15 protein-coding genes are annotated in these 21,873 nt (G+C 64.7%); 3 read left to right on the forward strand and 12 right to left on the reverse strand.

Annotated features, from left to right (window positions below):
- Positions 1-29: 29 nt before the first annotated feature.
- The 6 genes from Q8R75_RS01675 to Q8R75_RS01700 form a co-directional block, all read right to left on the reverse strand.
- Positions 30-5,669, reverse strand: coding sequence for an Hpt domain-containing protein (locus Q8R75_RS01675; RefSeq protein ID WP_305613277.1), 5,640 nt, complete (start codon positions 5,667-5,669; stop codon positions 30-32).
- Complete coding sequence (locus tag Q8R75_RS01680) at positions 5,666-7,759, reverse strand: methyl-accepting chemotaxis protein (RefSeq protein ID WP_305613276.1); 2,094 nt, start codon at positions 7,757-7,759, stop codon at positions 5,666-5,668. Before Q8R75_RS01680 ends, Q8R75_RS01675 begins: the two co-directional genes overlap by 4 nt.
- Before the next feature lie 178 nt (positions 7,760-7,937).
- Positions 7,938-8,450 carry a chemotaxis protein CheW gene (locus tag Q8R75_RS01685; protein ID WP_305613275.1) on the reverse strand — a complete coding sequence of 171 codons (513 nt, stop codon included), beginning with the start codon at positions 8,448-8,450 and terminating at the stop codon, positions 7,938-7,940.
- Positions 8,443-8,826, reverse strand: coding sequence for a response regulator (locus Q8R75_RS01690; protein WP_069038734.1), 384 nt, complete (start codon positions 8,824-8,826; stop codon positions 8,443-8,445). The genes Q8R75_RS01685 and Q8R75_RS01690 overlap by 8 nt, the downstream gene beginning before the upstream one ends.
- A 31-nt stretch (positions 8,827-8,857) precedes the next feature.
- Complete coding sequence (locus tag Q8R75_RS01695) at positions 8,858-9,256, reverse strand: response regulator (RefSeq protein ID WP_305626763.1); 399 nt, start codon at positions 9,254-9,256, stop codon at positions 8,858-8,860.
- Between the two features lie 104 nt (positions 9,257-9,360).
- Positions 9,361-9,549: a rubredoxin gene (locus Q8R75_RS01700; protein ID WP_069038733.1), complete on the reverse strand. Its 189-nt coding sequence runs from the start codon at positions 9,547-9,549 to the stop codon at positions 9,361-9,363.
- A 115-nt stretch (positions 9,550-9,664) separates the two neighbouring features.
- On the opposite strand from Q8R75_RS01700, the gene Q8R75_RS01705 reads away from it, so the two are divergent.
- The 3 genes from Q8R75_RS01705 to hemL are packed head-to-tail and all read left to right on the forward strand — an operon-like array spanning position 9,665 to position 12,437.
- The gene (locus Q8R75_RS01705) at positions 9,665-10,516 is read left to right on the forward strand and encodes a hydroxymethylpyrimidine/phosphomethylpyrimidine kinase (protein WP_305613273.1); all 852 of its coding nucleotides are present in this window, start codon (positions 9,665-9,667) and stop codon (positions 10,514-10,516) included.
- A gap of 3 nt (positions 10,517-10,519) precedes the next feature.
- Positions 10,520-11,143: a thiamine phosphate synthase gene (gene thiE, locus Q8R75_RS01710; RefSeq protein WP_305626765.1), complete on the forward strand. Its 624-nt coding sequence runs from the start codon at positions 10,520-10,522 to the stop codon at positions 11,141-11,143.
- Positions 11,144-11,153: 10 nt separating this feature from the next.
- On the forward strand, positions 11,154-12,437 hold the full coding sequence (gene hemL / locus Q8R75_RS01715; RefSeq protein ID WP_305614303.1) for a glutamate-1-semialdehyde 2,1-aminomutase: 1,284 nt from the start codon (positions 11,154-11,156) through the stop codon (positions 12,435-12,437).
- 167 nt (positions 12,438-12,604) lie between these two features.
- On the opposite strand, the gene Q8R75_RS01720 is transcribed toward hemL, so the two are convergent.
- The 6 genes from Q8R75_RS01720 to argS all read right to left on the reverse strand — a co-directional run bounded on the left by Q8R75_RS01720 (position 12,605) and on the right by argS (position 21,867).
- Entirely contained in the window at positions 12,605-16,690 is a 4,086-nt protein-coding gene (locus Q8R75_RS01720) for a hypothetical protein (RefSeq protein WP_305614304.1), read from the reverse strand.
- Positions 16,687-17,937, reverse strand: a complete 1,251-nt coding sequence (locus tag Q8R75_RS01725) for an ATP-binding protein (RefSeq protein ID WP_305614305.1) — start codon at positions 17,935-17,937, stop codon at positions 16,687-16,689. The genes Q8R75_RS01720 and Q8R75_RS01725 overlap by 4 nt, the downstream gene beginning before the upstream one ends.
- A 112-nt stretch (positions 17,938-18,049) precedes the next feature.
- The gene (locus Q8R75_RS01730; protein ID WP_305614306.1) at positions 18,050-18,850 is read right to left on the reverse strand and encodes an SDR family oxidoreductase; all 801 of its coding nucleotides are present in this window, start codon (positions 18,848-18,850) and stop codon (positions 18,050-18,052) included.
- Between the two features lie 5 nt (positions 18,851-18,855).
- Complete coding sequence (locus tag Q8R75_RS01735; RefSeq protein ID WP_305614307.1) at positions 18,856-19,494, reverse strand: thiol:disulfide interchange protein DsbA/DsbL; 639 nt, start codon at positions 19,492-19,494, stop codon at positions 18,856-18,858.
- 31 nt (positions 19,495-19,525) lie between these two features.
- Positions 19,526-20,125 carry an SPOR domain-containing protein gene (locus Q8R75_RS01740; RefSeq protein WP_305614308.1) on the reverse strand — a complete coding sequence of 200 codons (600 nt, stop codon included), beginning with the start codon at positions 20,123-20,125 and terminating at the stop codon, positions 19,526-19,528.
- Entirely contained in the window at positions 20,125-21,867 is a 1,743-nt protein-coding gene (argS, locus tag Q8R75_RS01745; protein WP_305614309.1) for an arginine--tRNA ligase, read from the reverse strand. The genes Q8R75_RS01740 and argS overlap by 1 nt, the downstream gene beginning before the upstream one ends.
- Positions 21,868-21,873: the final 6 nt, after the last annotated feature.

A 21,873-nucleotide genomic window follows, 5' to 3' on the forward strand; every position in this document is an offset into this window, starting at 1 on the left:
AAAGGGGGGCGCGCAAGGCGCCCCCGACTTCACCGGCGGCCGCTGCCACCGGTGAAGTCCGCCACCCGCTGCAGCAGGTGGGCTTCGTCGTAGGGCTTGCCCAGATACTCGTTCACGCCGATCTCGCGCGCATAAGCCTGATGCTTCTCGGCGATGCGCGAGGTGATCATCACGATGGGAATGTCGCGCGTGCGTTCGTCAGCGCGTACCTTCAACGTCAGTTCGAAGCCGTCCATGCGCGGCATTTCGATGTCCACCAGCATGACTGCCGGCAGCTTGTCGGCCAGCTTTTCCAGCGCATCGACACCGTCCTTGGCCGTTATCACGCGATAGCCTTCACGTTCCAGCAGCCGGCTGCTCACCTTGCGCACGGTCAGCGAATCGTCCACCACCATGATCAGCGGCGGCAGCGCTTCCGGCACTTCCGGTACGGCGCGCACGATGTCGGGTCGGTCGGCCATGCGACCGATGCGTGAAGCGAGCGACACCGGGTTGATGATCAGCGTGACTTCGCCGTCGGCCAGCACGGTGGCGCCGGCGATGCCGGCCAACCGTGACAGCTGCGGTCCGACGGGCTTCACGACCACTTCCTGGTTGCCGCGCAGCCCGTCTGCCTCCAGCGCCATCAGTTCGTTCCCGGCGCCGAGCAGCAGCAGCCAGGTCCCGGTGCCCGGCTGGGCGTCGGCATTGCCCAGCAGCCGTGGCAGGTAATGATAGGTGTAGTGGTGGTCCATCCAGTCCTGGCCACCCGCCAGACGGAGCGTGACCGCTTCGTCGTCGCTCAACTCGCGCGCGTGCTTCACCATCGAAGACGGAACGGCGTAGGTCTTGCCGCCGCTGCTCACCAGCAGCGACTGGGTCACCGCAAGCGTCATCGGCAGCGACAGCCTGAAGCGCGTACCGCGGCCGGCCTCGGATGTGGTTTCGATGCGGCCGCCCAGTGCGGTCGTGGCACTCCTCACCACGTCCATGCCGACGCCACGGCCAGCCAGTTCCGACAGCTGTTCGGCGGTCGAGAAGCCCGGTTCGAAAATGAGGCCGGTCAACCTTCGTTCGTCGGCCTCCTCGTCGGCGCCGAGCAGACCGCGCTCGACGGCGCGCGCGCGGATGCGTTCGAACGCCAGACCGCTGCCATCGTCGACCAGTTCGATGATGACTTCGTTGGTCTGCTGGATCAGGGAAATGACGATCTCGCCGGTTTCCGACTTGCCCGCCGCCTCGCGCACCTCGCGCGGCTCGATTCCGTGCGCCACCGCGTTGCGCAGCAGGTGCTCGATCGGGCCGGTCATTTTCTCCAGTACTTCCCGGTCGAGTTCGATGCGCGTGTTGTTCAATTCCAGATTGACCTTCTTGCCGGTTTCCTTGGCCGACTGGCGAGCCACCCGGTACAGCCGGTCTTCCAGCGTCGAGAACGGCACCATGCGCACCGACATCAGCGCCTGCGACAGGTCGCGGTTCAGCCGCGCCTGCGACTGGATGGCGGTGTCGGCCGCGTCGAGATTGCGCACCAGGTTGTACTGCACCGTGGTCACGTCAGACAGGCTTTCGGCCATCATGCGCGACAGCTCCTGGAAGCGCGTGAAGCGATCCATTTCCAGCGGGTCGAACTGCTCGTGCTGCGCCTCGGCAGCCGCCATGCGCGATTGCATCTGGCTCTCGGCCTGGATTTCGATTTCGCGCAGCTGGCTGCGCAGGCGCTGAACGTTTTCCGTCAGGTCATTCAGCGAGCCGCGCAGCGAGCGCAGCTCGCCCTCGATGCGGGTGCGCGCAATGCTCATTTCACCCGCTTCGTTGACGAAGCGGTCGACCTTGTCGGAGCGCACGCGAACCGACGGCCGATCGCGCGGTACGCCGGCATCGTCCTCGGCCGCGGGAGTCGGCGTCGCCGTTTCCTCGGTCGCCGGAGTCAGCGCTTCGCCGCGTTCGAGCTTCGCCACCAGTTCTTCGCAGCGGTCATAGCCGAGGTCAAGCTCGTCGAGCAGCAGCGCGCGATCCTCTGTCGCACACGGCTGTTCGATCAGCGTTTCCATGCTGTGCACCAGATCGCCGAAGCGCATTACGCCAGCCATCCGGGCACTGCCCTTGAGCGTATGCAGTTGCCGGCGCAACGCGTCCGACGCACTCAGCGCGTTGGTGTCGTCGCGCCAGCTGCGCAGTTCGCTGCCGATTTCCCGAAGCAGGTCATGCGCTTCCTCGATGAAGATCGGCAGCAGCTGATGATCGATTTCATCCGGTACCACGGAGGCTTGCGCGCTCTCGGCCGTCGCGGCAGCGCGGGCTGATGGCAGGCGTGCCGTTTCGAACGGCAGCGCGTCATTGCCGGCGGCCTCGGCCAGCACGTATTCGTCCGGCAGCGTGACCTTCTCGAAGGTAGTGACGACCGGGCCATCGGCAACGACGATGTCCTCTTCAGTTGCCATCGCGGCGGGCGGCTCGCCTGCCATCTCGAAAGGCTCGGCTTGCGGCGGTTCGGGCGCTTCCACCAGCACGTCGGTGACGTCTGCAACCGGCGTGATGTCCATGTCCGGCAGTTCGAGCACCTGCAGTTCGACGGTCTCCGGCGCTACGGCGGAGAAGCCGAAAAGCGCATTGAGCCGGGCAATCAGTTCGGGTGCCGGGGTGGCGATCGCCCCGGCTTCGATGGCGGCGATCTGGGCTTCGAGCGTGCTGGCGGCGCTGTTCAGCAGCGCGGACTGGTCGGCTTGTGGCGCGTCACCGCGTGCTTCGCAGCGCAGCAGCGCATGTTCGAGCGCGCGCGCCAGCGCGCTGATGTCGTCCTGGTTGACGGTGAGCGAAATGCCGCCCAGCGTGTGCGCGGCGAGCAGGCTGTCCTGGCTCGGACGCAGCGACGGATTGATGTGCAGCCGCGTCAGTTCGCGTCGCAGCGTGGCGACGTGGCCGCGCGCCTCGGCGAGAAACAGGTCGAACAGCGTGCGGTCGGCGCCGGCATCGAGTGCGCGCTCTTCGGCGTCGATGTCGGACGTGATGTCTATCGTACTTTCCGGCAGCGTCAGTTCGATACCTGGTGCTTCCAGGTCGAAATCGAGTTCGAGATCGACATCGCCGGCTGCGGCATCCAGCGGAGCATCGAGCGCGACGATGTTGGTCACCGAATCGAGGCCGGTGTCGGGCTCGAAGACATTCGCTGAGACAAGCTCCGCTGCCGGCGCATCGCCCTCCAGATTGAAATTGAAATCGAGGTCGATGTCGAGGTCGCCGCCCGTGACGGCAGCGACCGATGCCGCGCCTTCAGCCGGCTCTGCGTCGTGCGTGTGTATCGCGTCGCAGGCCGGCTGCAGCCATTCGTGTTCCGGGGAGCGGGTGTCGCCCTGTGCCAGCCGGTCGACCCAGCTGGCGAACAGCATGCGCGCGCCGTCGAGCAGGTCGAACAGCTCCGGTGTGCCGTCGCGCTCGCTACCCAGCCAGCGGTTCATCGCCTGCTCGACCGCGAACGCCGCTTCACCCAGGTCGCGCAGGCCGACCATGCGACCGCTGCCCTTGAGTGTATGGAAGCCGCGTCGCAGCGTGGTCAGCAGATCCTGACGGTGCGGCTGCAGGCGCGCAGCGTCTGTGCTCGACGCCATCGTGTCGAGCACTTCGCGCGCTTCCTCGATGAATATTTCGAGCAGTTCGGCGTCGAAATCTTCCTGGCTGGCTTCGGCGAGGCGCACCGTATCGGCCGACGGCGCAAGCGACTCGTGCGGTGTCTGGCCGATGCCCTGCACCGCGTCGGCAATGGCGGCATCGGGTACCGCCTCACCCGCCTTGAGTGCAGCCAGCGCTTCGGTGGCACGCTGCTCAAGCTTTTCATCGGCGAGCAGCTTGGCGTCCTGCCGGATGGTTTCCAGTGCCTGACGCAGTTCGTCGCGCGTGTGCTCGTCGGCGCCACCGTGAGACAGCCTGTCGAGCAGCTGAGCCGCTTTCTCCCGCCGGTTCGCAAGTTCCGACTCCACGCTTGCGCCTTCGCCGGCTTCGGCGGCGTCATGCGCCGCGCTGCGCGGGTTCAGGATGAGGTCGAGATCGGCCGGACCGTACTGCAGCTTGTCGACGAAGAAGCCCAGGCCTGACAGCTGGTGCGCCAGCGTTTCGAACTCGCCGTCGACGATTTCATGTTCCGGCTTCGCCATGTCGGCGATCTGCGCCGCGGCGCGACGCACCAACGACACGGCGGCGTCCTGCCCCAGCATGTTCAGCGCGCCGTCTATCTGCTTCAGCGGGCCGGCCAGCGATGCCAGTTCGGCCGCACGCGAGGGATCGCGGAAGTAGCCGTCGAGTTGTTGTTCGACATCGGCCAGGCTGGCCATGATTTCGCGCGCCACCTGACCCATGAACAGTCGTTCCTGCGCGCGGCGCGACATTTCGTCGAACAGCGGAATCTGCATCGCGGGCAGCGCCTCGCCGCGGCGCGCACGCGCGAGGCGGTCGATCAGCGTGTCGACCTGGCTCGGCAGGTCTTCGCTCTGCGCGCGGCTGAACTGCTCGACCAGTGCGTCCATCACCAGCAGCGCGGTGGCGACTTCCATCGCCAGACTTTCGGTGTGCTGCAGCGGATCGCGGCGCAGCCACTGGCCGAGATCGAGCAGCGCGGCGGCCAGCCGCGCCAGATCGGGCTGACCGACGCGGGCGGCTGCCGCGACCATCGCTTCGCATTGTTCATGGAACTGCGGCAGGCCGACCGCCGCACCGGACGAAAAACGTGTCCACGCGTCCTTGCCCTGGCCGAGCGATTCGCGCAGTGCGGCCAGCGCCGGGCGCAGCGTGCCGAAGTCCTCGTGGCCAGCCGTATCGCCGGGCGCCAGCAGTGCGTCGAGACGATAGGTGTCGCGCACCTGACGGATGTGCGGCGTAACCTGTTCGGCGGTGGCGATGAAATACAGCGAATCACGCATCAGCCGTTCGGCCACGCCGCGCGAGCCTTCGAGCAGGCGACGCATCTGCACGTCCATGCGTGCGCACAGCCGCTTGATGAAGAAATCGCCCCGGATGGCGCCTTGCGCCAGACCATCGGTCAGCGCGCCGCATACCCACCAGAAGGCGCGCGTGGCCGGCGCCGACTGCATCTGTTCGATGGCACCGATGGCCTGACGCATCTGCGGCAGACCTTCGCGATCGTCGCGCAGGAAGCGCAGCAGGCCACGCTCGAACTGGCTGCGCGCGGCGCGCAGCGCCCGCGCACGGTCAAGCGGCGACAGTTGCGGCGCCGGCTGGGCCGGTGTCGGCGGGCGCAGCGTGAGATCGGGGAAAAACAGTTCCGACGGCACCACCACCGTTTCGCCGCGCAGCGCCATCAGGTCGCGATACAGCGGCATCAGCCGCATCGGCTGGTCGACACCGCCAGCGACCAGTTCGTCGAGATGACCACGCACCGATGCGATGGCGCGCTGGGCGAGCGATGCAGCACCCCGGCTGCTGGCCAGCCGGCCGGCGTGCCAATCGGCGAACATCTGTTCGAGCGCGTCGCAGAAATGGGTCAGGCCGTCGAGGCCGACGATGGCCAGCGCGCCGCGTGCCTGGTGCAGATGGGTCTGGGCGAATTTGAGCGGCTCGGCACCTGCCTGATGATCTTCGTTGCCGAGTGCTTCGGACGCGCGGATCAGCGCCAGATCGATCTCGCCGCGGACCCAGATCAGCGGGCCGAGATCCTGATGGGTGGAAGGCGTCGTGTTCATACCTTGAAGCCCGCGACCGAGCCTTTGAGTTCAGCCGCCAGATCGGCCAGCTGTCCGATGGAAAGTGCAGTTTGCTTGGTGCCGACCGTGGTCTGTTCGGTGATGCGCAGGATGCCCTGCATGCCGTGCGCCACCCGGGTCGCCTGCTCCGCCTGCACCTGGGCCGATGACGAAATCGCTTCGATCAGCCCGGTCAGTTCGGTCGATACGGTTGAAATTTCGTCCAGCGCCTGTCCGGCTGCATCGGACAGGCGTGCGCCCTCGACCACGCCGCGGGTCGAGTTTTCCATCGCCGCGACCGCGTTCTGGGTGTCGGTCTGGATGGTGCGCACGATGGCTGCGATCTGCTTGGTCGCCTCGCCCGACCGTTCGGCCAGCCGCTGCACCTCTTCGGCCACCACGGTGAAGCCGCGTCCGGCCTCACCGGCGCCCGCTGCCTGGATGGCGGCATTCAGCGCCAGCACGTTGGTCTGTTCGGTAATGTCGGAAATCAGTTCGACGATTTCGCTGATTTCCTGGGAAGACTCGCCGAGACGCTTGATGCGCTTCGACGTTTCCTGGATCTGGTCGCGGATGTCGTTCATGCCGCGGATCGAATTCGACACCGCGTTCGAGCCGTTCTGGGCTGCCGCCAGCGACTGGCGTGCCACCTGCGCCGAGCGGGTCGCCTCTTCGGACACCGCATTCATCGATTTCGCCATGACCAGCACCGACTGACCGGACTCGGTCACCTCGCGCGACTGCCGCTCCGCTGCCGTCAGCAGCTGGGTCGAAATGCGCTGTGCCGATTCAGACGCTTCGGCCACGCGTCCGGCGGCGTCGTTGATCCGCTTCACCAGCACCGACAGTTCCTCGATGGTGTAGTTGACCGAGTCGGCGATGGCGCCGGTGATGTCTTCCGAAACCGTTGCTCGCACCGTCAGGTCGCCGTCGGCCAGGTCGCCCATTTCATTCATCAGACGCAGGATCGCCTGCTGCGTCGTGTCCTTTTCGCGCTTCGCCTCTTCGCGCGAACCTTCGACGAGAATGCGTTGCCGGTGCTGGTCCTCGTTGTAGGCGCGCACCATCATGAACACGCTGGCCAGCGCAAGCAACACGCACAGCACGGCACCGAGCGTGCGCAGCGCACGGGCGTCGCGCTCCGTCGAATAGATGGCAGCCAGCGCGTCGGCCGCAGCCGTCAGCGCAGGCGCGCCGCCGATCAATGCCAGACCCGCGGCCCGCGCGCCGACCAGATCGGCCGGCTTGTCCAGCGCTGCCGCCAGCGCGGCAAGAGGCGGTGCCAGTTCGCTGCGCGCCTGCGCAAAGGCGTCGCGCGGCTCGCCCTCGGCGCCCTGTTCGAGCTGGGCCGCACTGTCGAGCAGCGCGGGCAGGGTGCGCAGAAGTGCATCTACGGTGTCGGCCGGCGCTGGCAAGGCGCTGGTGAGCGCATGGATCGCCGTCCGGGCCTGACCGACGCTGGTGGCAAACGACAGGCTGAGCCCGCCATCGCGCGCGCCGCGCTGGGCGGCGATGCGGCCGAGCACAGCCATCATCGGCGGTGCAGCGGCGTCGAGCGTGCGGCCGGCCTCGCGGAGCGCAAGCAGGGTCTGCTGCTGGCCCTGCAGCAGGGCGGCATTGCGGTCCTGACTGCTCCACGCGGCATCGATCTGCTGCAGCGCATCCTTTGCAGCGCCGCTGGCGGCAGGCAGTGACACCCCATCCACCTCGCCGCCGCGGTTCAGCGTGTCGAGCAGCGCCGTGACGGCAGCGCGACCGGATGACAGCTCAGTCAAGGCACCGGCCTGTCCGGCCATGGCCTGCGGCGCAGACTTCGTGACGCCTTGCAGCAGCGCGCGCAACTGACCCGCCGCATGGATGTGGGCCGCGTTTTGCCGCGTGCCACGCCAGTCCTGCCACACCAGCAGCGCCGCCAGCGCGATGAACAGCAGGAAGATCACGGCAAGCGACCTCACCTGCTGACCGAGCGGCAGGTGGCCGATCAGCGGCAGCCTGCCGCGCAGGAATCCCGCGGCGCCCGCCAGATCCGACGGCGCATTGTCGGTGCCTGCCTGCGCAGCGGATTTCAGTCCAGGAATGTTCAACGCCATCGGGACTTTCCTCGGGGACTACGTTGCGTAGGGAAAAAGGCGGGAAACCAGAGCAAGGCTGGAAACCGGAGCAGCAGCCCGCCCGGAAGCGCGAACACGAAAGCATGGCCCGATTCAGTGCCGGGTGAGCGGCGGCAACCGGCAGTGTGAGATATGGCGAGCAGGGCCGGCATGCGGGTCAGGCCGCCACGTCGGCAAAGCCGGGGTCTGCGTACAGGCGGCGCGGATCCAGCCGCAGCCACACACGCCCCTGGGTGTCGACCAGCCGGTCCGACGCCCAGGGGCGGGCATCGGCCGGACCGGCGTCAGCGCCTTCGAAATCTTCCAGCGAACGCAGGCCGAGCACACGGGACACCAGCAGCGCGCTGTTGGTCCCGAACTTGGCGTGTGGCAGCAGCAGCCTCGTTTCGCCCGCCACACCGGTCGATGCGCCGCCCTGAAAGGCGGCGAAATCGGTTACCGCGTAGAGCAGGCCACGCACGTTGGCGATGCCGCGCAGCCAGCTGCAGGTCAGCGGTACCGGCGTCAGCGCGGGCACCGGCAGGATTTCGCCGGATTCGGCCAGATCGACCAGCCACAACTCGTCGCCCGCCTGCACGCCAAGCAGCGCGCGCGTGCTGGTCTGTCCGGAGGTATCGGACAGCTTGCGGGCCAGCTCTTCCTCGAATTCGCGCAGCGATGTCCTAGCCATCGTTGCCCGCCGCGCCCAGTTGCTGGATGCGGCCCAGCAATTCTTCCAGATTGACCGGTTTCACCATGTAGTCGAGCGCGCCCTGCCGCATGCCCCAGATGCGGTCGGTCGGTAGATCCTTGCTGGTGCACATGATCACCGGGATGTCGCGCGTGCTGTCCTCGCGCGTGATGGTGCGCGTCGCCTGGTAGCCGTTGACGCCGGGCATCACGACGTCCATCAGGATGAGGTCGGGCTTTTCAGCCTTGGCTTTCTCGATGGCCTGCTCGCCGTTCTCGGCGATGATGACCTCGAAGCCCTTGCGGGTCAGGAAGTCGTTCAGTACATGGCGTTCGGTGGGCGAGTCGTCCACCACCATGATGCGCTTGATGGCCATTGTGGCTCCGCGTTCGGTGAGCGCCGGCGGGTCAGTCAGCGCCGTTGCGCGCGTGACGCGACACTGCCTGCAGCAGGCTGTCCTTGGTGAAGGGTTTGGTGAGGTATTCGTCCGAGCCGACCATCCGGCCGCGTGCGCGGTCGAACAGACCGTCGCGCGAAGAAAGCATCACGACAGGAGTAGCGGCAAACCTCGGGTTTTTCTTGATGAGCGCGCAGGTCTGATAGCCATCCAGACGCGGCATCATGATGTCGCAGAAAATGATCTGCGGATGGTGGTCGCTGATTTTCGACAGCGCATCGAAGCCGTCTTCGGCTAGAACGACCTGATATCCGGCCTGGACAAGAAAGATTTCGGCACTGCGGCGGATGGTGTTGCTGTCGTCGATCACCATCACCTTGACGCCGGCGCTGCCACCCGATTCAGCCAAGATGCTCTCCCGTTCTTGTGCGCGACGATCGATGCCGCGATGTTGTGCCGTTCGCCGTCAGACAGCGACGTGGGTCGCACGCTGCGGAAACGACCGGCGGCTGGTCAGATCTGGACCATTTCAAAGTCGTCCTTGCGTGCGCTGCACTCGGGACAGGTCCAGTTGGGCGGGACATCCGCCCAGCGCGTGCCGGGCGCGATACCTTCTTCCGGCAGACCGGCGGCTTCGTCGTAGATGAAGCCGCAAATGAGACACATGTAACTCTGGAATTCGGCCGTGACTGTGGAACTCATGGCAGTATGGTTTGTTAGAATCGAATCGATATTACCGTAATTAACCTTCTGTAACGACAATCCGGGCGCGCGCTTTATGGTCAATCGTGATGTGCGGGCGCATCCGCCTCTTGTCATGTGTTTTTCCGCCACCGACCCCACCGGTGGCGCTGGCATGCAGGCCGATCTGATGACGCTGTCGGCGCTCGGCTGCCATCCGCTCGGCGTGGTGACGGCTGTCACCGTGCAGGACACCACCGGCGTCGAGGAAATTGTGCCGATGGACGACGACCTGGTGGTCGATCAGGCGCGTGTGCTGCTGTCGGATGTTCCGGTAGCGGCCTTCAAGATCGGCGTCATGGGCAGCGTGGAGAACATCGCCGCCATTGCCGAAATCATTTCCGATTACCCGCATCTTCCGGTGGTGTTCGATCCGGTGCTGTCATCCGGCCGCGGCGACGAACTGGCCGATGAGGAAATGGTGATCGCGCTGCAGGAACTGCTGCTGCCGCTGACCACGGTGCTGACGCCCAACAGCCTCGAAGCGCGCCGGCTGGCGCAGTTCGGCGACGACGAAGACGACGAGGACGAAGACGACGACCCGGACAACCGCCAGGACCCGCTCGCGCTCGATGAGTGCGCCCGGCTGCTGATAGCGGCCGGCTGCGGGCATGTTCTGCTGACCGGCACCCACGAATCGACGCTGCGCGTCAGCAACGTGCTGTACGGCCATGGCGGCGTGATCCGGCGCGACGAATGGGACCGCCTGCCCGGCAGTTACCACGGCTCCGGCTGTACGCTCGCGTCGGCTGTGGCTGCCTGGCTGGCGCAGGGCCTCGATGTCGGCGCGGCCGTGCAGGCGGCACAGGAATATACCTGGCGTACGCTGGTCAACGGTTTCCGGCCCGGCATGGGTCAGTATCTGCCCGACCGCTTCTTCTGGACGCGCAACAGCAATATGGACGCGGACGACGGCAGCGACGACTAGACGATGGCTGCCGACCTCAGTTTGTTGCGCGGCCTGTACGCCGTGACCCCCGAAACCCTGACCGGCCCTGCGCTCTACCGCGCAGTCGAGGCCGCCTGCGTCGGCGGCGCGGTGTTGCTGCAGTACCGCAACAAGTCGCCGGATGCCGCGAGCCGTCTGGCCGACGCCCGCGCGCTGCGCGCCATCACCACGGTCTGCGGAACGCGCTTCATCATCAACGACGATGTCGAGCTGGCGCACGAAGTCGGCGCCGATGGCGTGCACGTCGGTCGCGAAGACAGCGATCCGGCGGCGGCCCGCCGGCGGCTCGGTCCGACGTCGTTGATCGGCGTGTCCTGCTACAACGATGCCGGGCTGGCACGCGACGCCCGGAGTGCCGGCGCCGACTACGTGGCCTTCGGTGCGATGTTCGCGTCGGCAACCAAGCCCGCCGCGCCGGTCGCCGACCGCGCGCGCTTCGCCGAGGTGGCCGATCTGGGCATTGCCCGCTGCGCCATTGGCGGCATCACGCTGGCGCGGGCACCGGCGTTGATCGAAGCCGGAGCCGACTTGCTCGCCGTGGTGTCCGATCTGTTCGACGCCCCCGATATTTCCGCGCGGGCACGTGCCTATGCGCAGCTTTTCTGAAGGAATCGCCATGACCACCCGCAACGAGCAGCTTTTCGAACGCGCCCAGCGCAGCATTCCGGGCGGCGTCAATTCACCGGTCCGGGCTTTCCGCTCGGTTGGCGGGACGCCACGCTTCTTCACGCGTGGCGTGGGCAGCCGGTTGTGGGACGCCGATGGCGTTGAATACATCGACTATGTGGGGTCCTGGGGCCCGGCCATCCTGGGCCATGCACATCCGGAAGTGATCCGGGCCGTGCAGGAAGCGGCGGTGGGCGGCCTGTCGTTCGGCGCTCCGACCGAAGGCGAAATCCTGATGGCCGAACTGCTGTGCGCGCGCGTGCCGTCCATCGAACAGGTACGCCTGGTCAGTTCGGGCACCGAGGCGACGATGAGCGCCATCCGTCTGGCACGCGGTTTCACCGGCCGCGACACCATCGTGAAGTTCGAAGGCTGCTATCACGGCCACGCCGACAGCCTGCTGGTCAAGGCCGGCTCCGGCGCGCTCACCTTCGGCAATCCGAGTTCGGGCGGTGTGCCGGCCGATTTCGCCAAACACACGCTGGTGCTCGACTACAACGACCCGCAGCAACTGGAAGACTGCTTCCGCAACCACGGCGAGCGCATCGCCTGCGTCATCGTCGAGCCGGTGGTCGGCAACATGAACCTCATCGTGCCGACGCGCGCCTTCCTCGATGCGATGCGCGCGTTGTGTACGCAATATGGTGCGGTGCTGATCTTCGACGAGGTGATGACCGGTTTCCGTGTCGGCCCGGTCGGCGCCCAGGGCCTGTTCGGCATCACTCCCGACCTCACCACGCTGGGCAAGGTGATCGGTGGCGGCATGCCGGTCGGTGCCTTCGGCGGCCGGCGCGACATCATGGCCGCCATCGCACCGATCGGCGCCGTGTATCAGGCCGGCACGCTGTCCGGCAACCCGGTCGCCGTGGCGGCGGGTCTGAAGACGCTGGAACTGATTGATGCCCCCGGCTTCCACGACCGCCTTGCCGCGCGCACGAAGCAATTCACCGATGGCATGGACGCCGCCGCCCGCGAGGCCGGCGTGCCGTTCTCGGCGCAGTCGGTCGGCGGCATGTTCGGCCTGTATTTCCGCGATGCGCCGCCGGCGAGCTACGCCGAAGTCATGCAGTCCGACCGCGAACGCTTCAACCGCTTCTTCCACGCCATGCTCGACGCTGGCGTGTATCTCGCGCCGTCGGCGTTCGAGGCGGGTTTCGTGTCGGGCGCGCACAGCGAGGATGACGTGGCGCAGACGCTGGCGCGGGCGAAGGCCGCGTTTGCCAAGGTGGCTTGATGCCAAAGAGACGCGGGGCAAGATTCACCTTGCGAAGAGTGTCGGGCATTCAGGTGCCACGCCGCACGGATTTTGTTATTTGCGGCTGCTTGACGACGCCTGCGTGGGTCTGACGGATGATCCGGCTGACCGTCATCGAGCCAGCGCAGACAGTGTCCGGCTGACGCTCACTTCTTCGTCGCCGGCAACGCGCAATCGATCACTACGACCGAAATGCGCCGGGCTTCCTCATCCGTGAGGGATGAGCACAGTTGCTCCTGCAGTTCGGCGGACGTGCGCGGTTTCTTTCCCGCGTTCAGTGGCATTCCGCTTCCCCCGAACCAGAATACCAGGTAGATGCCGAAGCCGTCCGCCCCCGGGTCGCGGGTGTAGCGCGTGATCAGTTGCTCACGGATCGCACGCCAGAGGTCTTTGTGGGCGTCCTTCTTGATCTCGATGGGGACATTGAACCCGTTGGCACCGCCCATTGCTACCCGGATGTCAGCCCGCTTGTCCTCGGCGTAATAGCCCTCCTTGATCGCATCGACCCCTTGCTTTGCGAGCCTGTCCTGGAGATCGGACAGCAGGGCGTCACGACATTCATTTTCCGGCTTCCGGCGCTTATTGCTCCAGTACTGCCGGTAGTCGTTGGTACTGCCGTCGCGAATCCTTCTTGCAAGGTCCTGCAGATGTGCAACCGTAAGTGCGGCGAGGTCGGCTGCATTGGCCGGCTCCCGATTGACCAGGGTTCGGCAGACATCGGCTACATCGAGCCGGCGGTATGTGGCCTTGCGTCGTGCGATGCGCTGAGCATGGATGGAATGGCGCAGTTTGTCCTGCCACCGCGTCAATCCAGGCCGGGCCAACAGTCGCTCCAGCTCGCGGCCGGCGTCTTCGGACGGGTTGTTGTCCAGTGTGCTGATGAGTCCGCTGACCACGTCGGCAACCTGCATCGCCTGACTGACCCAATGCGCTCCCTCGGGGCGTTCGGGTGGGCTGTTCGGGGCGAGCATTTCGATCAATATGCCGATCGCTGCTACTGAAAGCCCGCTGGTGAGCCCGGCCCATCTTTCGCCTTCGACAAGAAAATTCCCCAGGTGGCCGAGCAGCGCTTCGCGGCGGGCAACATGTTCCCTCAGCTTCGGCGCGTACTCTTCCGGTGACATCATCAGTCCGCACGCGAGCCAGTAAGTGCGCTGTGCAGTGGTCATACTGCTTCGGGCCAGTCGAGCGGAAACGAGATCGGTCATGACCGGGCGATCCAGATGGCGCAATCCCGCCTTGAGCAGTGGGTCGAGCACGCTCGAGAGCATCTTTTCGTTCGCTCGCAGCGGAAACCCTTCGAGAATGCGCGGTACTGCGAGCCGCGCAAGTGCTGCCATGTCGTCGGCGCCATAGCCCAGTCGCCAGATACCGTACAGATGGTCACGACCGGCGCGCAGCAGAGCCAGCGCATAGACTACGAGTACGTCAGCGACCAGCGCTGGCCGGGCGTTAATCAGCGCATCCAGCCAATCGCTTGCAAGTTCAGCACCCCATGTCAGCCGAAACGCGACTAGCTTGCACAGCAGCTCATTGTCCAAACGCATCGCCGCAGCGGGGTCGCTGGCAAACAGTTCGGCCATGCCCACGAGGCAGGGCTGGCGGATGAAGTGCATTCGCCCCTTGGTTTCGAGATCAACGATTTCGGCGACGGTTGGAAGGTCGTTCCGATTCAGTGCGCGATGGAATCCCAGGTACGCCGCGTCGATCAGTTCATCGTCCTGTCCGAAAAGGTCGGCAAGGCGCGCGCGCGGTGTTTCACTCGATACTTCTGAATGCAGACCGAGATAGGCCCAAGCCAGTTGGTTGAGCACGGATGGATGCGCCGTACCCGCGCGAATTTCTTCAATCTGTTTGCGCAACCCCGCACGGGCGGTTTCCTGTCGACGCGTTCGCTCCTTGCTTTGCTCTTGTTTCCAAGACGCTTGACGCTTGCGCATGTCGTCGAGCCGCCAGGAGGTGAATCCTTGAAGAATCTCGTCAAACATGGGGTGTTTGGCCATCCAAGGTGCCAGATAATCAAGTGCGTCAAGCGTTGGCCAACGCTGTCCGCCCTGCAGCGTAAGGTGCCTGACCGCTTCCGAGAAATAGTGTTCACGAAGTTCGGTCTGCGTTTCTGTCGCCGCATGCTCCAGCAACCAAGGCACGATGTCGCTGGGTGCTTCCGCATCGTAAAGGCGCGAGTTTGCTAGATATAAGCAGGAGCGGAGGTTCTCGGAATTGGCGCACGCATGAATTGCTTTGGTGTGTATCGACTTGTATCGCTCCGGCCGCGACTTGAACCACAACGCAATACGTTGCTGGTCGGCGCTTTCCATTTGCCCTTCAGACTCTTCATCAAGTCCGATGCCCAACCAACTATAAAGACGCTCGTCATCAATCAGATCGCCATGTTTCTCGAGTGCGCGAAAAAGGAGGGCTCCGAAAATTCGGCCGGCATCGCTTTCATTTAGGGCAGCGCGTACCTCACGGCTGTGAACGACCATCTGGTCAAGCAGTTCAGGAAGCAGGTCATCACGAGAGTTTTTCGCAATTTCGAAGGCCCAGAACATGCGATACAAGCCGGTCAGGCGGTCTCGTTTTCGTGGGTGCAAGAGTTGAAATATTGATTCTGCCGAGAGGTGGTCCGGAAATAGCTCATGCAGAATCCGACCGATCAGCTCGTCGTCTTCATCTTCCACTCGACCACTATGTGCATCTTTTGCGAAGGCGATCAGTCGATCCTTGTTCGCGGCTATGTCGCACATCAGGATGTCCAGTGCGGTAGCCCGAATATCGGAGCGATCACCTGCATTCCGTGCGATCGCTTCAAGCAGGCTGGTGAGGCGCTGCTGATCGTCGACGCTTGCAAGTGTCGAAAGCGGCGGGCCATATAACAGTGCGTCGAGAACGCAGTCGAGCAACGCGACATCTGCCTCCGTCCGTGCGGGTGATGCAAGCAGTTCAAGAAATGTCGGCACCATATCGGAGGTCGACAGCGCGCCAAACGGGGAAGCTGTCCAGTCCTCGGACCGGAAATGTTTGTAGCGCTCGGCTTCGGACCTGAGCGCGGCGAGAATACGGCGCTTGTCCTCGACTGGAAAGGCGCGCACATCACCGTAAAGCACCACGCCGAGCGGGTCGCGTTCGATGAGTGCCTCGCGCGCACTGCGGCAATGAGTCGCCAGCCATGCCATCAAGCCCCGCAGTTCGGGAACGACGCCACCGTCCTCCCCGACAAGCAATGCGATGACTCGCCCCACTGGCAGGCCTCCCGATTCAATCCGGGTTGCGAGGTATCGGGCGCCCAGGTATTCGGCGATGCTGCGATGGATAAAGGCGCGTTGCTGATCGTCGTCGCCACGCTGGAACAGGCGACGGCACATTGCGGACAGCATCGGTAGATCACCTGGAGCCGGGAGCTTGCGCCAGAGTGCGTGCTGGCTGTCCTCTGCATTCTCTTCCAACGCAAATCCCGCAAGTCCGCCAAGCAACTGAACGGCGCCGAGGAAGCCAGCTGCTTCGAGCAAGGCGTCGTGCGGTGGCGAGATGGCTCGGGTGGCCGCCTGATGCTCGCCGTTTGGCTCACGTACCAGTTTTCTGCACGCAAGGGCGTACACATCGGCGCGGCTGTCCGGTTTTTCGGAGCCGCCAACGGCCTCGACCATCAATTCGAGTGTTTGAGGATTGCGCAGCAGGCTATCCAGCCCGTGACGTTCGGCATCACGTATGAATCCATCAGGGTCGGCAACCGAGAATTTGCGTTTGAGCAAGAGACGGATGTCATCAGCGCTCAAGGGGTCCAGGTGCAGAACCGCAATGTCCCCGCCGGGCGCAACTGCCTTTAGCGCTTCGCGGTCGCTACTGCCAAGCCAGTCTGCTTCACGGCACGACAGGCGAAACCTCGGCTTTCCGAGCCGAGCTAGATGTCGGCGCACATGGTCAAGCGGGGTGCGCCCATCGTCGCTTCCGGCACGCATTTCATCCAATCCGTCTATATAAAACACCTTGCCTGCGAGTTCCGGGTCGGGATCGAAGGTAGCGAAGTCGCGCGCCCTGATGTAATGGCCCCCCGTTTCAGCGGCTTCCTGCCGGAAAGATTGCGTCTTGCCAGCGCCCGGGTCCCCGAGCAACACATAGGCGGGCACTTCGCGGTAGTCGGCCAATGGCAGGCTGACGGGCGGCTGGTTCTTCGCGGGCCGAGTTGTGCAAGTGCGCGGCACCAGCATCGGGATTTTTTCCGATCCGTTCATAGCCAGTGCTCTGCGGGGTAGGACAGGAACTCGGCGAGTGGAATACCTCCTTCGCCGATCAACAGTCGCCGGCACTGGCCGAACTGCCGTTCGAACGCATCGAAACCGCGGATCACGCCCGGTGCCGACGCGCTCTTCACTTCGATCATGGCCAGGCGTTCGCCTCGCTCAAGAACGTAGTCAACTTCATTGGTGCCATCGCGCCAGTAATAGAGCCTGCAATCCTCGGGGGCGGTATTGTGAAGATGCGCCCCGACGGCGCTTTCCACCATGCGGCCACGGAAGCTGCGGTCGGCCTGCGCCTCGGCTTTGCTGTAGCCGGAGGCTGCAGACATCAGTGCCATGTTTAGCACGTTGAGCTTGGGCGATGAACCCCGACGGCGATGGTGCTGCCCTGCATACTTGGACAGACCGCGGATCAGCCCAGCGTGGCCGAGCAGATCCAGATAGTGGGCCAAGGTCACGGTGTTTCCCGCGTCCTGCAGTTGCCCCATCATTTTGGTGTAGGAGAGTTCCTGACCGGAGTAGCGACAGCCGAGTTCGAACACTTGACGCAGCAGCGCCGGCTTGTCGACCCGCGTCATCATCAGGATGTCCTTCGTGATGCTGGGTTCGATCAGGCCGGTGATGACGTAGCTTTTCCACCGCTTCTCGTCCCGGGTCAGACCGGCGCTGCCGGGGTAGCCACCAAAGTACAGAAAGTCTTCCAGATCGAAGTCGAACGCGTCGACCATTTCGCGGAAGGACCAATGGGTCAGGTGAATGGTCTCGAAACGTCCGGTGAGGCTTTCGCTCATGCCTTGCTGCATGAGTAGCGGAGACGATCCGAGCAGCACGACATGCAGGGGCAGGTTTTCCGCGCGATCCGCGTCCCAAAGACCTTTCACGACATCGGACCAGCGGGAGATCTTCTGGATTTCGTCGAGAACCAGAATGTGTCCGTCGAGTGAGGTTCTCGCAACGGAGCGGGCTCTCTGCCAGACATCGACCAGCCATGCTGCGTCCCGTGGTTGCACCAGTTGAATATTTGTTGGCGCTGTCGTGCTGTCGCTGTTCGCTGACGACGGCTCGTCGGGGCTGTCTACTGCGACAAAGGAGTGGCTCACACGCTCATGGCTCGCGAGGACGCTCCGCACCATCGTTGTCTTGCCGACCTGGCGTGGACCTGCCACGACGATCAGGAACCGCGGGGATTCCAGAAGGCGTTGAATGAGGAGATCCGCTTCCGGACGCTGGTAAACAAACATCGTTTAACTTACTGAGTAAATTTACTCAGTAAGTTAAACGATGCGTATAGCCTTGGCAAGCCTCGTTTCGAAGCGCCTTCCTCGATCTTGAATCCTGCAACTTGCATCTGCCCTACAACGTGCCGCGTGGCTTCCGGCCGGCTTTCGCGAAGGCGAAGTCGAACACGGCGTCTGGCAGCAGGCGCAGCAGCCTGGCCACCACGCCCATCTGCCAGGGCACGACCGCGTAGGACGTGCCGCGTGCGATGACGCGGGCGAAGCGCGGGGCGGCTTCGTCGGCGCTGAGCAGAAAAGGCATCGGGTAGGGGTTGATGGCAGTCATCGGCGTGTCGATGTAGCCGGGGCAGATCGTCTGCACCTTCACGCCGCTGCCGCGCAGTTCCACGCGCAGGCTTTCCAGATAGGTGATGGCCGCCGATTTCGACGCGCAGTAGGCACCGGCACCCGGCAGGCCGCGGATGCCGGCGACCGAGGCGATGCCGACCAGCGCGCCACTGCGTCGCGCCTGCATCGGTTTCACGAAGGGTGCGAAGGTGCGCACCAGCCCCAGCACGTTGATGTCGAATATGGTTTCGAACGCTGGCAGGTCTTCCAGCTCGCCGGTCAGCGTGCCGACCGACACGCCGGCGTTGCCGATGACGATGTCCGGCACGCCGGCCTGCTGCATGAAGGATCCGGCGGCGGCCTGCAGTGCGGCCGCGTCGCGCACGTCGGCGGCAAAGGTGAAATGTCGCCCCGGCAGGCTGGCAGCCAGGGTATCGAGCTGTGCCGCTCGCCGCGCAACGAGGCCGAGCGTGGCGCCTTCCGCGGCGTAATGGCGGGCCAGTGCTTCGCCGATGCCGCTCGATGCACCGGTCAGAAAGACGACGGGTGCCGCGCGGGCACCCGTTCCTGCCGGACGCGCTGCGTCCATGAGGCTTACTTCCTGGCGGCCGCTGCGCGCTCGCCGCGGGCGCGCTCGATCAGCTGGTCGACAATGGCGAGCATGCCTTCGTAGCTGTTGCCGAGCGCGATGTATTTGCCATCGACCACCAGTGCCGGCACGCCGGTGAGCTGATAGGCGGCACTCATCTGCTGCGCGCGCTGCACCTTGCCCGACACCGCGAACGACTTGGCCGTGTCCTCGAACTTCTTCGCATCGATGCCGTTCTTGCCCATCCAGCTGCTGATGGTCGCCATGTCGTTGAACGCCTGGCGCTCCATGTGGATGGCGTCGAACACCTTGCTGTGCATGCGGTCGAGCTCGCCCAGGGTTTCCAGCGTGTAGTAAGTCTGCGCACCGGCCACCCAGGACTGGCGGAAGATGGCCGGTACCCGCTTGAAGGTTACGTCGTCCGGCTTGCGGTCGATCCACTTCTTCAATGACGGCTCGAGCTCGAAACAGTGCGGGCAGCCGTACCAGAAGAATTCGATCACCTCGACCTTCGGGCCCGGTTCGACCGACTGTGCCGGCTTGATTTCGCGAAAGTCCTTTTCGTTCAGCGGGGCGGCAGCGACGCCACCGGCCATGAAGCCGGCAAAAGCCAGCGCGGCAATCTGCTTGAATCCGAATTTCATGCTGTCTCCTGTGTATGCATGGCAAGTCCGGTCATCGGACAAGCGAAGTGTCGATCCCGTTCTGCGCCAGGTCGGCACGAACCCGGCTCATGTCGTCCGGGCTGGCGAACGGGCCGAGCCGTACGCGGTACAGCGTGCCCTTGCCGGCGACGGCATGGGTCTGAATGTTCGACTCCAGACCCATCAACGCAAGACGGGCGCGCAGGTTGTCCGCTTCTTCTTCCGACGAAAAGGCGCCAGCCTGCAAAACCAGCGATTCAGGCGCAGAGGCCGGCGCCGGTACGGCCGTGGGTGCGCTGCTTTCTTCTGGCTGAGACGGTGCTGCCGCGGGCGGCGTGCGGGTGGGGGCGGGTTGCGCGCTCTGGCTGCCCGGCAGGATTTCATAGAAATCGAAGCGCGGCTTCGCGGGGGGCTTGTCACCCGGCTTGCCGGGCAGTGCGACCGGTTCGTCACCGGACGCCGCGGCCGTCGGCGCGGCTTCACGCAGTTGCAGAGGCAGCGCCGAGCCGTTGATGTACCACATCACGCCGGCGCACAGCACCACGCCCAGTACCAGGCCGACGAAGATGCCGACCACGGTGCCGCCGCGATGCTTGCGCGCGGGCGCCTTCTTTTGTGCAGCTTTGGCCATTACATGGATTCCGGTGCGGACACGCCGAGCAGCGTCAGTCCGTTGGCGATGACCTGGCGCGTGGCTGCTGCCAGCGCGAGCCGGGCTTCACGTGTCGTCAGGTCGTCGACCAGCATGCGCGAGGCGTTGTAGAAGGCGTGGAAATCGGACGCCACGTCGCGCAGGTAGAAGGCGACCGAGTGCGGCGCACGGTCGGCCACAGCCTGGGTGATCACATCCGGGAATTCGGCCAGGCGCTGGGCCAGCAGCAGTTCGCGCTCGCCAGTCAATGAACCGAACGGGATGCCGGGCAGCAGCGACAGGTCGAGCGCGTGATTGGCCACCGCCTCGCGCAGCACCGAGCAGATGCGGGCGTGCGCGTACTGTATGTAGTAGACCGGATTGTCGTTCGACTCGGATTTGGCAAGATCGAGGTCGAAATCCAGATGCTGGTCGCTCTTGCGCAGCACGTAAAAGAAACGCGCCGCGTCGTTGCCGACCTCTGCGCGCAGGTCGCGCAGCGTGACGAAGTCACCCGAGCGCTTGCCCATGGCGGCCTTTTCACCGCCGCGGTACAACACGGCGAACTGCACCAGCGCGATTTCGAGCTTGTCCGGGTTTTCGCCCAGCGCGGCCAGTGCGCCCTTCACGCGCGGAATGTAGCCGTGGTGGTCGGCACCCCACACATCGATGACGAGGTCGAAGCCGCGCGCGAATTTCTCCGCGTGATAGGCGATGTCGGACGCGAAGTAGGTGTAGGCGCCATTTTCGCGACGCACGACGCGGTCCTTCTCGTCGCCGAAGCGGGTCGACCGAAACCACAGCGCACCATCCTGTTCGTACAGGAAGCCGCCGTCCTGCAGGCGTTTCACGGCGCGATCCACCGCGCCATTACTGTGCAGCGATTGTTCCGAATACCACACGTCGTAATGCACGCGGAACTCGCCCAGATCATTGCGCTGGTCGGCCAGCATGGCATCGAGCGCGTAGCGATGCACCGTCCACCAGTCTTCGCCCAACGTGGTCTTCGCGTGCGCGATCAGTGCGTCGAGCATGGCGTCAGCGGTATCGCCGGCGACCGAGGCGTCGGGCAGCTCGGCCGTGTGTCGATTCAGTCGGGTGCCTTGCTGGATGAACAGTTCCGCCCCGATGTCGCGCACATAGTCGCCGCGATAGCCGTCGGCCGGGAATTTCACTGCCGCGCCCTGCGTTTCCATGTAGCGCAGCCACACCGATACGGCGAGGATGTCCAGCTGGCGACCGGCGTCATTGACGTAGAACTCGCGCGTCACTGCATAGCCGGCGGCGTCGAGCAGGTTGCACAACGCCGAGCCGTAGGCGGCGCCGCGACCGTGCCCGACATGCAACGGCCCGGTCGGGTTGGCCGAAACGAATTCGACCTGCACCTTTTTGCCGGCGCCGGTGTCCGACCGGCCGTAGCGTTCGCCTTCGTTCAGGATGCGGCCGACGACGGCCTGCTTGACGGAAGCACTGAAGAAGAAATTGATGAAACCGGCGCCTGCCACTTCGGCGCGCTCGACGATGGCCGATGGCGGCAGTTCGCGCACGATGCGTTCGGCGATGACGCGCGGATTCTGTTTCAGCGACTTGGCCAGTTGCAGCGCGACGTTGCAGGCGAGATCACCGTGCGAAGCCTGCTTCGGGCGATCAAGAAGAATGTCGGGCGGCGCGGTGTCGGGCGCCACGCTGGCCAGTGCGGCGTGCAGCAGACGGGTCAGTTCTCGGCGCAGTTCGGGGGTCATGGATGA

This window comes from Methyloversatilis sp. (assembly GCF_030696805.1).
Lineage (GTDB): Bacteria > Pseudomonadota > Gammaproteobacteria > Burkholderiales > Rhodocyclaceae > Methyloversatilis.

Coding starts and splice junctions, on each gene's coding strand:
- Q8R75_RS01675 (WP_305613277.1), bottom strand. CDS start 5,669: ATGAACACGACGCCTTCCACCCATCAGGATCTCGGCCCGCTGATCTGG.
- Q8R75_RS01680 (WP_305613276.1), bottom strand. CDS start 7,759: ATGGCGTTGAACATTCCTGGACTGAAATCCGCTGCGCAGGCAGGCACC.
- Q8R75_RS01685 (WP_305613275.1), bottom strand. CDS start 8,450: ATGGCTAGGACATCGCTGCGCGAATTCGAGGAAGAGCTGGCCCGCAAG.
- Q8R75_RS01690 (WP_069038734.1), bottom strand. CDS start 8,826: ATGGCCATCAAGCGCATCATGGTGGTGGACGACTCGCCCACCGAACGC.
- Q8R75_RS01700 (WP_069038733.1), bottom strand. CDS start 9,549: ATGAGTTCCACAGTCACGGCCGAATTCCAGAGTTACATGTGTCTCATT.
- Q8R75_RS01705 (WP_305613273.1), top strand. CDS start 9,665: ATGTGTTTTTCCGCCACCGACCCCACCGGTGGCGCTGGCATGCAGGCC.
- thiE (WP_305626765.1), top strand. CDS start 10,520: ATGGCTGCCGACCTCAGTTTGTTGCGCGGCCTGTACGCCGTGACCCCC.
- hemL (WP_305614303.1), top strand. CDS start 11,154: ATGACCACCCGCAACGAGCAGCTTTTCGAACGCGCCCAGCGCAGCATT.
- Q8R75_RS01720 (WP_305614304.1), bottom strand. CDS start 16,690: ATGAACGGATCGGAAAAAATCCCGATGCTGGTGCCGCGCACTTGCACA.
- Q8R75_RS01725 (WP_305614305.1), bottom strand. CDS start 17,937: ATGTTTGTTTACCAGCGTCCGGAAGCGGATCTCCTCATTCAACGCCTT.
- Q8R75_RS01730 (WP_305614306.1), bottom strand. CDS start 18,850: ATGGACGCAGCGCGTCCGGCAGGAACGGGTGCCCGCGCGGCACCCGTC.
- Q8R75_RS01735 (WP_305614307.1), bottom strand. CDS start 19,494: ATGAAATTCGGATTCAAGCAGATTGCCGCGCTGGCTTTTGCCGGCTTC.
- Q8R75_RS01740 (WP_305614308.1), bottom strand. CDS start 20,125: ATGGCCAAAGCTGCACAAAAGAAGGCGCCCGCGCGCAAGCATCGCGGC.
- argS (WP_305614309.1), bottom strand. CDS start 21,867: ATGACCCCCGAACTGCGCCGAGAACTGACCCGTCTGCTGCACGCCGCA.